At 52.0% G+C, this 15,908-nt stretch carries 13 protein-coding genes, 1 tRNA gene, 1 other RNA gene and 1 pseudogene; 10 read left to right on the top strand and 6 right to left on the bottom strand.

Annotated features, from left to right (window positions below):
* Positions 1-144: 144 nt before the first annotated feature.
* The gene (locus VMJ32_04185; GenBank protein HTQ38198.1) at positions 145-657 is read right to left on the bottom strand and encodes a hypothetical protein; all 513 of its coding nucleotides are present in this window, start codon (positions 655-657) and stop codon (positions 145-147) included.
* 85 nt (positions 658-742) lie between these two features.
* On the opposite strand from VMJ32_04185, the gene ssrA reads away from it, so the two are divergent.
* The 3 genes from ssrA to VMJ32_04170 all read left to right on the top strand — a co-directional run bounded on the left by ssrA (position 743) and on the right by VMJ32_04170 (position 2,178).
* Positions 743-1,106: a transfer-messenger RNA gene (gene ssrA / locus VMJ32_04180) on the top strand.
* A 241-nt stretch (positions 1,107-1,347) separates the two neighbouring features.
* Positions 1,348-1,566: a hypothetical protein gene (locus tag VMJ32_04175; GenBank protein HTQ38197.1), complete on the top strand. Its 219-nt coding sequence runs from the start codon at positions 1,348-1,350 to the stop codon at positions 1,564-1,566.
* A gap of 435 nt (positions 1,567-2,001) precedes the next feature.
* Positions 2,002-2,178, top strand: coding sequence for a hypothetical protein (locus VMJ32_04170; protein HTQ38196.1), 177 nt, complete (start codon positions 2,002-2,004; stop codon positions 2,176-2,178).
* 279 nt (positions 2,179-2,457) lie between these two features.
* Here VMJ32_04170 and VMJ32_04165 read toward each other — a convergent pair whose 3' ends face one another.
* The 3 genes from VMJ32_04165 to VMJ32_04155 form a co-directional block, all read right to left on the bottom strand.
* Positions 2,458-2,685 (bottom strand): helix-turn-helix domain-containing protein, encoded by a 228-nt coding sequence (locus tag VMJ32_04165; protein ID HTQ38195.1) that lies wholly within the window; start codon positions 2,683-2,685, stop codon positions 2,458-2,460.
* 937 nt (positions 2,686-3,622) lie between these two features.
* A complete protein-coding gene (locus VMJ32_04160) occupies positions 3,623-4,111 on the bottom strand; it encodes a hypothetical protein (protein ID HTQ38194.1) in 489 nt (162 codons plus the stop codon).
* An 83-nt stretch (positions 4,112-4,194) separates the two neighbouring features.
* A tRNA-Gln gene (locus VMJ32_04155) sits at positions 4,195-4,269 on the bottom strand.
* 392 nt (positions 4,270-4,661) lie between these two features.
* On the opposite strand from VMJ32_04155, the gene VMJ32_04150 reads away from it, so the two are divergent.
* Positions 4,662-5,687: a hypothetical protein gene (locus VMJ32_04150; GenBank protein ID HTQ38193.1), complete on the top strand. Its 1,026-nt coding sequence runs from the start codon at positions 4,662-4,664 to the stop codon at positions 5,685-5,687.
* On the opposite strand, the gene VMJ32_04145 is transcribed toward VMJ32_04150, so the two are convergent.
* Positions 5,684-6,139, bottom strand: a complete 456-nt coding sequence (locus VMJ32_04145) for a hypothetical protein (protein ID HTQ38192.1) — start codon at positions 6,137-6,139, stop codon at positions 5,684-5,686. The two genes, VMJ32_04150 and VMJ32_04145, sit on opposite strands and share 4 nt — an antisense overlap.
* Complete coding sequence (locus VMJ32_04140) at positions 6,096-9,308, bottom strand: NACHT domain-containing protein (protein HTQ38191.1); 3,213 nt, start codon at positions 9,306-9,308, stop codon at positions 6,096-6,098. The genes VMJ32_04145 and VMJ32_04140 overlap by 44 nt, the downstream gene beginning before the upstream one ends.
* 349 nt (positions 9,309-9,657) lie before the next feature.
* On the opposite strand from VMJ32_04140, the gene VMJ32_04135 reads away from it, so the two are divergent.
* The 6 genes and pseudogenes from VMJ32_04135 to VMJ32_04110 all read left to right on the top strand — a co-directional run bounded on the left by VMJ32_04135 (position 9,658) and on the right by VMJ32_04110 (position 15,066).
* On the top strand, positions 9,658-10,425 hold the full coding sequence (locus VMJ32_04135) for an AAA family ATPase (GenBank protein HTQ38190.1): 768 nt from the start codon (positions 9,658-9,660) through the stop codon (positions 10,423-10,425).
* On the top strand, positions 10,422-10,898 hold the full coding sequence (locus VMJ32_04130; protein ID HTQ38189.1) for a hypothetical protein: 477 nt from the start codon (positions 10,422-10,424) through the stop codon (positions 10,896-10,898). Before VMJ32_04135 ends, VMJ32_04130 begins: the two co-directional genes overlap by 4 nt.
* The gene (locus VMJ32_04125) at positions 10,895-11,392 is read left to right on the top strand and encodes a hypothetical protein (protein ID HTQ38188.1); all 498 of its coding nucleotides are present in this window, start codon (positions 10,895-10,897) and stop codon (positions 11,390-11,392) included. The genes VMJ32_04130 and VMJ32_04125 overlap by 4 nt, the downstream gene beginning before the upstream one ends.
* Positions 11,392-12,276 (top strand): annotated as a pseudogene (locus tag VMJ32_04120) (CBASS oligonucleotide cyclase). Before VMJ32_04125 ends, VMJ32_04120 begins: the two are co-directional and overlap by 1 nt.
* Before the next feature lie 7 nt (positions 12,277-12,283).
* Complete coding sequence (locus tag VMJ32_04115) at positions 12,284-13,042, top strand: DUF6602 domain-containing protein (GenBank protein HTQ38187.1); 759 nt, start codon at positions 12,284-12,286, stop codon at positions 13,040-13,042.
* 119 nt (positions 13,043-13,161) lie between these two features.
* Complete coding sequence (locus VMJ32_04110; GenBank protein HTQ38186.1) at positions 13,162-15,066, top strand: DEAD/DEAH box helicase; 1,905 nt, start codon at positions 13,162-13,164, stop codon at positions 15,064-15,066.
* Positions 15,067-15,908: the final 842 nt, after the last annotated feature.

The following is a 15,908-nucleotide window of genomic DNA, read 5'->3' as shown; positions in this document are numbered from 1 at the left end:
TTTTTTCGGTAAGTTGGAGTTAAGCAGGGCGATTGAACAGGAGGAAGCAGAGAGAACAGAGAATTCGAAATATCGACTTCGTCTCTCTGTTATCTCCTGTTTAGAGAATCATGTGATGAATAATGAGGTAGTCCAACCATCTTACTATTCGGTAGAATCTTCTTGTAAAACCGGCACGCATTTCAGTACCGACGGATGTACATCCTCAATCCAGGCGTCGCTTCGGACAATCTGCGCTGCGTATAAAAGCTTCCGACGAAATATTCGATAGTAAACCCATGCGCATAAAAGCAGAGTTCCAATCGAAACCAGCGGCAGTGCCCGGAAGTTTCTCTGGTTAACAGCCAAAATGATGGGAACAACTATCAGCGCACTTGCAACTGAAACCATTACCCGTCCCAGCCAGCGCAAGAGCAATTCTGCTTGTCGATGCTTGTCGCAGAAATAGGGTTTAATTACAACGGAAGCAGAGAACACACCCCACCACCAAATGAGCAGCCACCAAATACGAGGACGCTTGCGAACTTTGCACGACAACTGCCGACAGGGCTTTTCATCGCCACAGATAATGCACTTAGGTGGAAATTGCGCCATCCGACTGTGCGCAATCAAATACGGGCCATCGCTCCACACTCCCGAATATTCCTCATGTGACATGTTGCTGCCCCTAATAATCACAAGTGCCTTGGAAAACCGGCCAGGCAAGACGTATAATAATCTGTCCTTCGGCCAACTTCCATCAGGGGGCGAACTGGGTTCGACCGGATAGGTTGACGTGCCGGTGGCGTGCCGTGGTTGGTCAGCAGGCCACGTTAAAAGCCGACCATAATTTAGTTGCCAATAGCAACTTCGCTTTGGCCGCCTAATTAAATAGGCGTCCCCGACTGCGGGTCTTCGTCGGAGAGGCCCAAAAGTCGGTTGCCAATTCCGAATCGTCGCAGGTCACCGCCTGGTATCCCCGCGACTAAACCAGTTCCGGGCTAGCGTGGGAAAGACCCCGGCGGTTGGGGCGACCCGCGCGAAATGCGGAAATCATCCGTCTACGCACGTAGAAGCCGTCATTGAAATATCGCGGGACGCGGGTTCGATTCCCGCCGCCTCCATTTTGCCAGTTGGCGACAACTGACGACGATCAGCGACAAAGCCCTTGCAGCGACAAGGGTTTTGTCGTTTCTCAACCATCTCGCCATTACCATCCAATGTCATGGAATGACTCTTAGCGCTGCACAAAATGCAGCGCCCGTGCAGCGCGGCGGCTTGAAACGGAATAGCATTCTTATTCGCAGATTCCCCTGCTCGAGGCACTGGCAGGTTCACTATTGCCTTGGCTTGGTCCCTAATGCCGATATGGGCGTATCGCATGGTCATGTTGATGTCGGAATGGCGCGCCAACTCTTTAGCTTCTGGCAGCGACACGCCATTGCGAAGCAGCTCCGTAATATGCGTGTGTCGACCCGCCGCATGGAAATCGGCGATCCCGTCAGCCGTTTCATACGGGATGCCTACCCGTACCAGGTCCTTCTTGACCATGATACACGTCTTGCGCCGTTCAAGCCGAGGGAATAATTTTTGGCCCGCTGTGAGCCCTTCGATCCAACCCGGCAACATCACGACCAGGTCCGGATGCAACGGCAACACATCCTTGCGGCGATGCTTGGAGCAAGCCGCTTCCACGGTCACGGTCGGCGGCGACGCATGGAGCGCAAAACTTCGCGGCATTAGACTCGCGATTTCCTTTTTCCGCAGCCCTGTCATATAGGACAGTAGATAGATACGGGCCCGCTCTTCGCCGGTATAGCCTTGAATCCGAATCCTGCTGGACCGGGCAGACTCGACCAACTTGGCAACTTGCTCTGCCGTCAGCGCCCGCCGAGGATGCCGCACGTCTACGGCCGTATTTAGCCGTTCCACCCCAATCAGCGGATTTCTTAGCAGCCGATTCGTGGCAACGCACCAGTGGCAGAACGCATCTAATGCTTGCAAATAATGATTGTAGGTGCGGTGCCCAATACCATCCTCGGCTTTACGCAAGGACCTGAGATAGATTTGCACCGTTTCCGCATTAAGATCGGCCAGCTTGGTGAAGCCACAACCTTCCACGACTCGACGAACACGACTCATCGTCAGTTTGACGTACTTGGTGGTATTGTCGGTCAAACTTTCCTGGAAAGCATTTAAGTGTTCTTCAATCGGTGTTTGTCGGTGCACGGCCAGACTATCTTGCTCGGGGTCGATTAAACCCGAGGTCCGCAAACGGGCGTCCGATTCCAGCTTGCCAGCTAGTTGCTCCGTCAGCCCCTTGTCAGTAAAGGCCTTTTTCGTGCGGCGCTTCCCCTGATGGTCAAAGTATTGGATCGTGTACGGTTCATGCCTATCACCGTTGCGTTTGAAAATTGATGCCATGATGGGGTTCTGCTTGAAAGGAAAGTAGGGAAGGTTAATAAGCGGTCATCACAATTACCCGCCTGGACAGCCGCGCTCGATCCACTGTTCGACGTTCTGAAGCAGCCAGCGAACATTGCCGCCGATGCGGATGGGCTCAGGAATCTGTTTGCTGCTCAAAAGTCGCCAGAGCGTGCGCTTGGAAATTCCCAACATTGTAGAGAATTCCTCAGCGGAGATCATCTGTGGGGGAACGGGAGGTGAGGAGAGCGCAGGGGAATGATTCAAAGGGTCGTTTTTCATCGCAGGTTCTCCGAGAAATGGTCGCCAATTGGCTTGACAGGCCAAATTACTCCTGCATTGCGATGGAGCACGCTTCGTTGGGGACTGGAAGACGATCCGCACAGGGAAGCAGGGTTCCAGCGCCAGCGGGGCCGGCTAGCACGGATCGTCGGCTTGCTAAGATTTGCGGAAATCGGCAGATCACAAGAAGCTCTGGCCACACAAGGGGGATGGAAAGACGCGATCACCGCGCCGCCCATAATGGAGCCAGAGCGATTTCACGACCGGACTAGGGCGAGTCAGGCTGCGATCAGCCTTCCAGTCAGGTTGAACGGCCAAAAGCCATCTCCAGCCGCAAAGGTTTCTCTTTCCTGGAAGGTCGACAATGAATCTTTAAACCTGTCCGGCGGCGGTCAAGAGAAATACCAAGCTTACCAGATGGTATTTTTCGAATTTCCGTGCTGGCACATTAGACTGACGACCTCGTAGCGTGCTATCACACAATTGGAGTGGAGAAGTTCCAGAGGTATTTTTACCAATGGCACAGTTTCGCCGTGTTGTGGTTTCTCCGGAAAGACCGATTTTGGGATTGAGAATTTGCTCAAGAATTATCGGTATTTTTTGAAAGAGTTCAGCCGCACCGACTCACCTAACGAACTAACTGTCTGCGCGAAAAATGGGCAGCTCCGCACCGCGCGCGGGCCAACCCCCCCCCTGAGAAGGACCCAAGGAAGCCTGCCGCTGCGTACACCAACGTCTCACGAGAAATTGCCATTTGATAATCCGGCAAGAAAATACGTGGCCCCATCAGCGAACCCGACCAGCGAATCATAGCATCGGGAGCCAGTTATCTGCCTGCTAATCATTTTTTTGTCAGACGTCTTCCCTTAGCACAGCTAAGGACGTTCTTTCACCGTGAAAATCGATTTGATCGCTTTACATTCCAATATTGCACTATCTACGAACCAGCCTCTTGCTCTTCGAACATTTTTACCCCCTTCCTGCTCGGTTTCACCGTACAGGATACGAACACCTCCGGGAACTCCTTGATCATTCTCTCAATCAGTTCGTCGGTCAACAATCCATGCGAATTGGTTACGACAGACTCAAAACTAGCCGTTCGGTTCTTTCGCTGTAGCAGCCGACTCCTAAGATACCCGCGTGCCTTTAGCAAACCGTCGTCATGCTTTTCGCCAAGTTTCATGACAATTACACCGGCCAAATATACCAGCGCAGCTACGATTATTCCTCCAGACTTCACTGTTGGATATTCCGGAAATATTGTTTCTAAGACGACAGCCCACGCTCCGAGCAGAATAGGCAGAATTACCACAGAAACCAATATCAGGTCACTTGTCGATGCTTCACGCATTATGGCAATCAACGACCTTGCTTCATCCGTCTTCATAGCATCACCTGAATCCAATAAGCGATTGTTTTTGCGCAAGCTTCAACTCCAAGACGTAATATAGCTGTCTCTCATCACGTTGAAAATCACTGCATTGGTTGCTATATGCTCATTGGCAAATCTGGCTGGGGCGCCAGGATTCGAACCTGGGAATGATGGTACCAAAAACCATTGCCTTACCACTTGGCTACGCCCCAACAACTTTCAACATGCCGATATTGGCGTTCGGATGTAGGGCAGAATAGGAGAGTAGGCGGAGCCGTTTGTCAACAAATTGGTCGGATCAGTTGCAGCCGGCGACAGGTCCTAATTCGTGTTCGTTTTTCCATGGACTTTGTGAATGCGATTTTCCGCTTCGCCACGCGATTTCCTTTCACATGTTATTACACATATGTCAATTCGAGACAAAATAGCTACTTATTTTCAATGACTTGTATCTGTTAACGGCGGTACCAAAAACCTCAATGCCTTAAAACACAAAATCAAAATAAACGAATAAAATCAAACAGATAAAAAACAAATTGACTCCGAAATCGACCTGTAATACCGTTACACAGTCCTTACACACTTTTGCACAGTTTGGCCTGGATTGACGACGCACGAGCTCTATGGAGGAAAACTCCACCTCTACAAACGGCCAAACAGCCGCCATTGGCAGTGCTCGACCTTCTTGGCCGGCCGCAATCATCGCAAGACCACGAAGACCGACAGCTTGGAGCACGCCAAAGAGATTGCGGACGACTGGTATCTGGGGCTGAAAGTCAAGCAAAAGTCCGGCGAGCTTGTGGGCGGCAAGACATTCGCCGACGCCGCCACGCAATTTCTTCGTGAGTACGAGATCATTACCGAAGGCCAGCGCAATCCTCGCTGGGTGCTGCGGCTCAAAAGCATCATCCGCGTACATTTGTTGCCGTTCTTCGGCGACAAGCGTCTCGCCGAAATCACGCCCGGATTAGCCCAAGAATATCGCATTCACCGGGTGCAAAATGGATTCAATGGCCGACGACCTGCCCGCAATACGCTTCTTCGTGAAATCACTGCTCTCCGCCAGGTTCTTAAAACGGCACAGCGTCATCAGTGGATCGACTTTGTTCCCGATCTATCTGAGCCATTCCGTGCATCCACGAAAATTGCTCATCGTGCCTGGTTCTCGCCCCAGGAATACCGACTGCTTTATCAGACGACACGCCAGAAGGCGCAGACGCCTGAGAACAAGCGGTGGCGTTGGGAAGCGGAACAGTTGCACGACTTGGTCTTGTTCATGGCCAACACCGGGCTACGGCCGGACGAGGTCGCACGGATTCAATATCGCGATGTCACGATTGCCAAAGATCAAGCAACCGGAGAAGTCATCTTGGAAATCGAGGTGCGAGGCAAACGTGGTGTCGGGCATTGCAAAAGTACGGCCGGTGCGGTGGTCCCCTTCCGCCGCCTTAGAAAGAGGAACAATCCGCAGCGAGCGGACAGGGTCTTTCCGAAGATGCATCAAAAGTATTTCAATTCGGTCCTTGGAGAATTGGACCTGAAATTCGATCGTGACGGAAATCGCCGCACGCTCTATAGCCTCCGGCACAGCTATATCTGCTTCCGCTTAATGGAAGGAGCGGACATTTAGATACCAGGCGGAAGCAGTTTGGTATGCTGCTTCCTAATCCAGTCAACTACATCCTTTCGAAGTTGTCGGACCAATTCAATTAGATCCTCCGCATCCTCCTTCTGCACGGCACCAATGCACTCATAAACGGCTTGACCGCGCAATCTTGAACACCGTTCAATATGATCCGCCAATTTAGACCAATTGCTGCCAAGCGTAAATTGAAGTGAGTCGATGCTGTACTTATGATGCCCCTGCCCTTTCGTCACGCGATATCCGCAAACCCGCAATGGGATTATGCAGAGCTGCAATGCCGCATCGTAGGCGTGTTGAAATTGGCCATCGACGCTGAGGCCAGCTAGTTGTGCGTCGGCGAAATCACGGTCCACGACTTGAAATAGTTGTTGGATTTCGGCCAATGTTGTTTCGTCACGGCGAAGCCAGCCGTTCTGCGACCATTGTTCTAAGCTCATCGTCGAGTTCCTCGTATGTTACGTCATCGCAATTGCCAAGCAATGGAATTTTCTCGCGTCGGCAGGCGTCCAGCAGGAAGGGATCGCCGCTTTGATATTTTTTCTTAAAGCTCAATCGATTGTATATCACCGGAGATATGCGTCGTCCAAGTGTCTTTTCAGCTGTCCGGAGCGACGTTGACAAGTCTTTAAGCTTGGCATCGCCAATGATCATCAAGTCAATATCGCTATCCTGAGATTGTCGGTCTCGCGCAGTGGAGCCAAATACAAATGCTAGTTCGACGCGATTTCCCAAGGGCTTTATTACATCTCGTAGAACGTTTTCCATCCGAAGCCCACGTCGCAATTCTCTTGCGGATGCCAAGGCTTCAAGGGCCAACAATGCATGGGAACATGGCTTCTCAAGTGACATTAAACTGTGCTCGATTCGTTCGACCAAATGATAATCCCATGTCATCAAATCCTCGCCAAATGCATCGGCCACAGCTTGAACAGCAGTTCTCTGCAGCTTTGGACTTTCTTCGGAATCCAACCATGATTTAAAAGCATCGGTGACTTTTTGACTCTTTCCAATTTGGGGCTCCAGCGCCCAGGCGCATGCCACTCGAAGCTGTTCAGGGCACTCCTTTGCCTTGGCAAATCTCAACAACAAGTTGGTAATCGATTGATCCTTAATCGCTGCGTCGGAAAGTCCACGTGCCGCACCGACGCGGACCACCGCGGACCTTTCCTTTTCCAAGATACGTACGAGTCGCTCCCGTACAGCCAAATCGGAAACCGCAATGTGTCTCAACGCGTTCGCACTCCGTGCGCGCACTTCGGCGTTGCGCTCGTGTTCTAAGATCCGCAACAGCAACTTTGCATCATTTCGCTTCCGTGCCACGGAGCCCAACGCCTGCAAACATGCCACACGTAATGTCACAGACGGTGCTGATTCAAGAATCTTTCGGAGAATTCTGCGCGAACGTGGATCAGTCACGATCTGACGTCCTAATTCGCGTACCAATGCCTCTCTGAATTCGACGCTTCGCCCTTCTTCCTGCAAAAGCGTGCCGATACTTCGATACCACCCCGCCGGATTTCGAGATCGCAATTCAGCATTGAAATATACAATTCGGCACTTTCGATCATCGAGAGTAACAAACACCTCGTGCGCAGCCTCCGACTGAAAATTAGACGGAAGTTGGGCATTTGCCTGTTCGAGGATAGACGAGAAGTGCACACTTTCGTAAAGACAACCATATTCCTCCGGGCCCAAGTTCTTTTCAGCTGTCCCAAGGATTGATTGAATTGCGTCTTTCGCAAATTGCTCCATCCGCGTTCCATCGAAGCTTTCAAGGATGTCGAACGCTTCAAGAGTTATGCCCAGCCATTTCGATTTTCCCAACTCGACAACCGAACCAAATGTGTCACTAACAAAGCGGCGATTTGGAACTGTTGCGCCATCTGACAAGCATCGAAGCGCTAAGAATGTTCCTCGCTTCAGAAACCGACCGATCGGGTCTGGGTCGTCAGCAATTCGGGTCAATAATGATTCCGCAATTGGAGGAGTGAGTTGCGCTGCGACTAATCGCATTACTTCGCACCAGTGCGGATTAAAAAAATAGCTGCGAAGGCATTCTACGATGCTGCGAGAGCTTGACGCATCAGCATCATCGATCGCGCCGAGTGATGCAAAATACTCCTGCAATGTTCGGTGTGAAAAACCAAAAACATCTAATCCTGACTCTTGGATTAAACCGGTGCGTTCCCCAAGAAACCGAATGATACGTTCGCTCGCGTCCCGAGCTTCTTCAGGCGCAAACCCCATCTTGCCCTGGAGATAGTCGCGCATGCGGTCTGCGATCCACCAACGCGGTGCGAGAGTGCGACCGGTTTTTTGCATCGCCAGAGATAAGTCCGACAGTAGCCACTTAAGCTCGCGAGAATCGAGCTCGATTCCAAATGTTTCATCGAAAGTATCGTTTGATCGCTTACTCGCCTCCCAAGTCTCTAAGAACACGTCGACGATTTTCGCGTAAAGATCCACTCGCCGTCTAGGTAAGGCCCCGCCCCGCGATTCATTTAACAAAACAAGAATCGTTAGGATAAGCGGATTCGCGGCAAGATTGCGGATTGCCGGATTCGAAAAAACCGCTTCGTTGATTCGGCCAATCACCCCAGCTTCCGGTCGATGATGCACGTGAGCTAAGATTTTCGCCCATTTCCCCGCGAACTCCTCTTGACGTTTGACGGAGTAGTTCAGAATTCTCATCACATTGAAATTCTGAATGGTCCATGGTAGTGGATCGAATCCTACCGCTCTCGAAGTTACTACAAAATGGTTCTGAGGAAATCTTTCGATGAACTGATGCACTGAATTGACAAGGAGTTCTCTATGCTCTTCGTCTCCAACTTCATCGAGGCCGTCGAAGAGCACTAAGCATTGACGACGGTCGTCAGCCAATTCATCGTGAAGGGAGCGTTCAAAGCCCGGACATCTGTTTTCGGCAACAGTGGCCAATATGAACTTAAGCAGATCGATGCGACTGTCGATTTCCTGCGCACGACTAAATTGTGGCAAGCGCACGTACAACGGAAGTTCTTTTCCGCTGCTGCACGAATGCGTGTAAGCGAGCCACTTCAATACCGTTGTCTTGCCACAGCCAGGTTGACCGATCAGCACAATCCGGTCGTGGCTCACTACTGCCTCAGAAACCGGAACCGGCGGGCTGGCACCCCCTAATGTTGGTCCATCAACGAATCCACAATCGTCACTGTACGTGGCCTTGTCTGGAATGACATCTGGTTCGACAAAGATCGCTCCAATTGATTGACGCGGATACGCTGGCAGTCCGATTCCCCGGAAGTCGACAACGCCGAACTCGCTGGCAACCCATTTCCGGAACCAATCAAGCCCACCGCCAATCGACAAGGTTGACGCGCTGACGCCGAGTGCCTTGGCGAATGATTGCAGAGTCTTTTCGCGAACCATTGGCTGGCGCTGCAGCAGAATGCGTCCGATTTGAGCCCGTGAAAGTCCGGATCGAGCCACAAGTTCTGATTGGTTAAGTTTTTGGAGCTCGATTTCGGCTCGAACACGTTGGATGTCTAAGGCTATTTCCGGCATGGTAATACCCGCAAGGATTTCCCGATTAAAAGCGCAGATTAATGCTGCATCAGTTGACAAAATTATTGCGCATATGTATCATTTGTCAAATACTATGTCGTAGATATAAAGACGCAAATGACACATTATGGATCTATTTGACACCCTAGCGAACTCATTACTGCAAGGAATTGTCGTCATTTTCGGTAAATACGTCAAGCACTACGCCGGCAAAGGCCAATCTGAGAAAGGAATTGAATTTGATGGACAGCACAATATCGCACCCTAGGACCGGTAAGCATAACCGCAGAATTCCTGATCAACGCGGCATTCAAACCATTCGGAACCTTCCAGACAACGAATTCGACGCGCTGTGGGAATCGATCATCTTAGCAGACGGGATTAAGGATCGCTTGCTTTCCCAGGCGGTCTGGATTTCACCGCACGGGCTAGGCTACAGGAATTTGCCCTCCCCATTCACGGGATCATCTTACTCGTTGGACCGCCGGGTACAGGCAAGACCTCGGTCGCACGCGGACTTGCTTCGCGCACTGCCGCATCCTTGCGCGGAAGCCTTACGTATATAGAGGTGGAACCACATGCGCTTGCCAGCGCCGCGCTCGGTAAAAGCCAGCAAGCAGTGACCCACCTGCTCGGCACTGTCCTTGCCGAAGAAGCTGCGACAGGACCGTGCGTCGTGTTGCTGGATGAGGTTGAAACACTGGCGGCCGACCGAAGTCAAATGAGCTTGGAGGCCAACCCCGTCGATGTTCATCGCGCCACCGACGCAGTGCTCGCACAGCTCGATCAGCTTGCCGCAAATAATCCTCAATTACTCTTTGTTGCGACGAGCAACTTTCCCGGTGCGATCGATGCTGCGTTTCTTTCCAGGGCTGACATGGTTGTGACGATCGAACTTCCCACGCCGGACGCTTGTCGTGCAATCTTGTTCGATACAATCGACCGCTTGGCCAAGGCGTATCCGAAGATCGCCCGGCTAAAACATGATTCGCAAATCGACGACGCGGCGACACTAAGCGTCGGACTTGACGGGCGGCGCATCCGAAAGGCAGTGCTGTCGGCCTTGGCCCATTCCAAACAGATCGCCAGCAATCCGGAGGCACTTACCGCCGATGCGGTGGTGACTGCTATACGACTGGCGCAAACAGAACGATCTAACGCGGAGACGAGACGATGAGCACTGTAATGGTCCGCCGCGTGGCTTCAACGCCTGAACGCACGGCTTCAGGTACGTGGCAGATGATCATGGAACTTTTAGCACCCGATCCGATGAGCGATGCTCGCACCGAGCTTGCCAAGGCATCGGGCGTCGCTTGTTCCTCAATTTCTTCGGAAGCCACCGAGGATGCCGCCATAGTGGTATGGGGCGGCGGTCCGCGCGTTCGCGTGTACTGTGTATTTGGAGACGACGCGATCTCGGGCGACACTGTGAATGAGGATGCGCTTCCAAAATCACCGACCGAAGACGACTGGAAAATGTCGATTCCGTGCCCGCCCGAGGACCTCCAGTGGAGCCAAGCCAAACTTACTTCCGTATCAAGCAGGATTTCCGCCCGCTCGCTTGAAGATGATGTGACGGATGAAGATTCCAAGTCTACAACGCCAGCGCGTGCGATGGCCATCAACGCGGAGGAGTTTCTCAAATCATGAGCACGTTTACCGTTTCGATCGCGTACACGCACACGGTGACTTATGTCACCACGAAGATGTTGTTACTACTGAAGGAAATCATCCGCGAGATCGGACTAGATCCCTCCAAATTCAGCGATGAATGGGAAACTAACGAGCGCGCGATTTCGACATGGCTAGCCAGCCGCGATCTCCAACGAGCGACCCTGGAAATTTACAATCCCCGCGACGGGGCATTGGCGGCCCGGTGGGATATGGACGTGGTTTATGCCACCGTAGGCGACGGTTGCCTTTGGGCCGATACCGCAGCAGCTCGATATGCGATTGCCAAAGCCGGCCTTGTTCCCTCATCGTGTCGTTACGACATCTTACTTAAGACCGCACCTGGCCGCCCGGATGTATATGGGTGGGGACCTTGCGACTTCCGTTCCACCGAAGGATTCAAGCGATACGCGGTCGGCGCAACCGTTGGCGGAAATGGGCTGTCTGCACAAACCGCGTACTGGAGCCGCTAATGCTTACCGTAACCGAAGCGTTCCGAAAATTCCGCAGTCGGCTTGAATTGACTCAAAAAGAGCAGGACGACGCTTCTCGCCGCCAGCAAGAAGTTCGCGAGGTTATGAACAGAGAGTTCAAGATCGCCGATGACTTTTTGACCGGTTCATATCGACGATGGACTAAAACAAAGCCGCTAAAGGACGTGGATATATTCTGCGTTTTCCATGAGGATGAGCGCCCAAAGTATCGAAACGACAAGCACCCATCTCTGGTGCTCGCCGATACCGAAAGCGTATTGGTCGGCGAATAGGGGAGCAGAAACGTCGAGAAGCAGCGCCGCTCCGTAAGCGTTCGCTTTCCGGATGCGAATGACGAAGAGCGAGTGATGAGCTTCGACGTCGTTCCTGCCTTCACAAAGTCTGATCACTATGAAATACCCGACACAGCAACAACCTCGGGCTGGACCGAGACAAACCCCAAGGTTCACGCTGAAAAAGCAACCGCCGCCAACGAAGCATACTCAAGCGAGTGGAAGGGGATCGTGCGCATGGCAAAGCGATGGAACCAAACCAAGGACAAGCCTGTCAAACCGTCGTTTTTGCTCGAAGTCATGGCCATTGAAATTCTGCGCCCGCCCTTCGGTGGCGACTTCCCATATGAATTCATGGCTTTTTTTGCAACAGCCGCCGACCGCATCGATGAGGATTGGCCTGATCCGGCCGGGCTTGGCCCGCCTGTAAGCGATTCGATGAACTCGGTCGCGCGAACTGCAGCCAAACAAACTCTATCACAGGCACATTACATGGTTCGCGAGGCTATCGAATTGTCGCGCGCCGGAAAGAATGGTGATGCGCTTAGAAAATACCGCGAACTTTTTGGTGATCTCTTCCCGTTGTCGTGAGCGATCAATGAGTGATTCCACCAAAACACAGTTGCCAAAGCTCTTAACGGGGCTTCACGAGTTACTCGTCAACGAACTGGGCATTGCCCGAACTGTCATCGGTCATTCCGTCACCAAAGGTGATATAAGCGAGGGCCGGTGGATTCAGATGCTGCAACACCATCTGCCCGTGCGTTATCAGGTTAGCAAAGCATTCGTAATCGACTCCAATAATCAGTGTAGCGAGCAGATTGACATCGTCATTCACGATCGGCAGTATTCGCCGTTCGTCTTCAAGCTTGATTCTGCCCTCTACGTTCCTGCGGAAAGCGTTTATGCCGTCTTCGAGGTAAAACAAGAAATGTCGGCCGATGAAATCAATTATGCCGCCGGCAAGATCGCTAGCGTCCGAGGATTGCATCGCACTAGCATTCCTATCCAACACGCAGGAGGGACGCATCCGGCGAAGAATCCGCAACCGATTCTCGGTGGTCTACTTTGCTTGAAGAGTTCCTGGTCTCCAGCATTTGGCAACCCCTTCGAGACAGCTATTGCCAATCTGTCGACCGAAGGCAGTATTCAACTGGGGTGTGCAGCGCAACACGGCGTCTTCGAAATTGAATATCAACACGAAGGAATCCCAACGTTCGTCATTCACTCGAACGCCGGACCCTTGGCGTATTTCTTGCTTCGCCTAATCGCTCGCTTGCAGTGCATGGCTACGGTCCCATGTCTCGATGTCATGGCATATGCTCGCTGGCTTGACGGCTCTACCGAATCAAAGTGAGGACCGCGATGCGAATCGCCTTAGGCAATCGGTCCCATGAACAAATTATTTTTTGCAACGCACTGCCAGCCTGCAATCAGCAGACATCAAGTGTTTATTCCCACTAGGAAAGTCGACGAATGACTATTCTCGCAACTCAGAAATTAACTCCGTTGCTCGTTTCCTGTCTAAAAGAGTGGCAAATTACGTCGCTGACTGATGTGCAAGAGCGAGCAACAGAAGCTGAAGTTCCACTTGGTTCAAGTGCGATCGTTTGCGCGCCAACGTCATCCGGTAAGACACTCATCGGAGAGCTCGCTTTGGCAAATGCACTAAGCAATGGACTCGATGCACTATACCTCGTCTCTCACAAGGCGCTGGCTGAGCAGAAGTTCTCCGACTTTACCGATCGGTTTTCGACACGAGCGTGGGTGCCAGCTGTAACTGTGGGAATCAGCACAGGAGACCATGAGGAAGGCGACGTCAACTGCCGACTGCTTATCTCGACATATGAGAAGGCGCTGGGCTTGATTCTCTCGGGGCGTCTTAAGGTGACCAACACGGCTATTATCGCCGATGAGTTGCAAATACTCGGTGAAGCTGGCCGTGGCGCATCGGTTGAGACATTGTGCGCACTCCTTCGACAACGTCAACCACGCCAATTCGTGGGATTGACGGCAACAGTCGAGAATCCGGAGGACCTGGCCGCATGGATGAACTGTCAATCTGTCCGCAGCAATAAGCGCGATGTCGAACTTATTCAGACGATTCACTACAATGGAAAGCAGTACACCGTTCTGTTTGGACAGGAGGATGGTGAGACTACGGTGGATAAATTCGGACAATCCGATCTTCACGGAGTCATTCGAACACTACTTCATCAGGATTTAGGTCCGGTTCTTGTTTTCACAGAAACACGACGGGAAGCATTGGACCTGGCAACTGCGTATTCTGCGCAATGTCAGCGGGCGACCGATGGCCTCGTAATCTCGCGCCAGCTCGAATTGTTTTCAGAGCCTACTGAATCCTCGCAGCAACTCAGGTCTCACGCCGAACGTCGAGTCACGTTTCACACTGCGGACCTTACTCCTGACGAAAGATCTGTCATCGAATCGGGCTTCGTGAACGCGAGTTTTGATGTCTGTTTCGCCACATCGACCCTCGCTGCCGGTGTGAATTTTCCGTTTCGCACGGTCGTCATCGCCAAGTTGACGTACGGATACCCCCAAACGCTGACTAACCACATCGGCATGCTCGCAAGGAGGGTTCGGTGGGGTACTCCCGTGGAAGCGATTGACGTGCTCCGAATTGCGACTCGTAAAAGCGTGCCCGGCTTCGGACGACAACGTGTTATGACTTTGATTGCGAACGGGCTGAAAACGGTCATGGACGTGATAAGTGCCAAGAAAGAACAGTTGGTGAAATTGCTGGGAGGTGAGCAACGGGCGGACGCGCTCGTTGCTGCCTTGTCCGATAGCTTCGACGGTGCTTCGGCGAACTTCGAGGGCATGCATCTTCAACTTGGCCGAGAAATTGGCGTCGAGGAAAAAGTCGCCAAATGCAACCAGGCGCTAGGAGTGGAGTATGATGAAGCGATCTATGACCTGTTGAAGGAAGAGTTGAACTGGGCTGTCGACAAACTGGACGATGGGAAGCGACAGAATGTACCCGACATCCAGCTTGTGCTTGGTGACACGGCGCTGTTGATTGAGTGCAGGACGGTGACAAAGAAGCCGCCTCTTATTGCAAAAGAAGAAGCATTTGCTGTTCTCCAGAAGGCATCGGACTTCGATCAAAAGATGAACCGAGTGACGCTGGGTAAGCCCGAATTTGATGAGCACTCACAAAAGAAGGCGGCGGCATCCCCGTCAATCACGCTTGTTCGCCACGACGTGTTTATGGAAGGCTTAATGCGGGTGCTCACCGGGCGACTCACCCCTTGTGATTTCGTTAACTGGTTGGCGGAACCTGGTGTCACTGACCTCAGCCGATTGCCTGGTACGCCAACGTATTGCGAACCAGAACCACCGGAACCTTCGACGTGAGCGAAAGGGACTGCCAGTTCCAATAAGTTCCCTTGTGCAACCCGCTAAGACACGATTTACGCGGATGCAGTTGGTCGCGCGTGCCTATTCGCGACTACTTCGCGGCTTATCCGATCAACGTAACGACCGCTTTGCGAACAGGGTCCGACAGCAACTTCCAGCCGGCAATGACGAGTTGCAAATCAGCGTCATATAATGCCAGTTCGAGACATTTGAGGAACTCAGGATGCAGCGCATTTGCAGCGCACGCATCCTGGCAATCGAGATAAATGCAGCAGCCACAATCGGTTACCTCCGGATTCGCTGCGGGTTCGAATCCCGCGTCCTTATAATCTCTTTGGTCTATTTGCCTGTAGGTGATGTTGCGAACTGAGGAGCATTCGTAAATACGATGCCCCATTGGGAAATTTCACCCGAGTCCTGAAATTTCGCAGCTCCTATGGCACCGTTCCACCATGCTATGGAATCCTACAGAATGGCAACTGAGCGAGACCCTTAGCTGAAGTTGCCACTCATCCACGCGGGGGACTGACATCCGACTATCTAATCCCTATATTTGCACTATTCGTTTTAATCCCATTCAGTACAAGAAAGGATAGAAATGCCAGTCAAAGAAAAAGTGAACAAGTCCGAAGAAATTCGAAAGCTGCATGCCAGTGGTATTAAGACAGGTTCAGAGATCGTAGCAAAGTTGAAATCGAAAGTGGCCTGCTGTTGAAAAACTGATCCAGTTGTTATGAAGGTCTTTAGCCCGATGGGCAAGGAGACTTTCACAATGACGACGAAACGTAGGACGCGGCATAGTCCTGAGCAGATCGTGCGGAAGTTGCGCGATGCCGATG

The sequence above is a fragment of the Pirellulales bacterium genome, assembly GCA_035499655.1.
Lineage (GTDB): Bacteria > Planctomycetota > Planctomycetia > Pirellulales > JADZDJ01 > DATJYL01.
The sequence above is the reverse complement of the archived record's forward strand: the minus strand, read 5'-3'. Positions and strand labels throughout refer to the sequence as shown.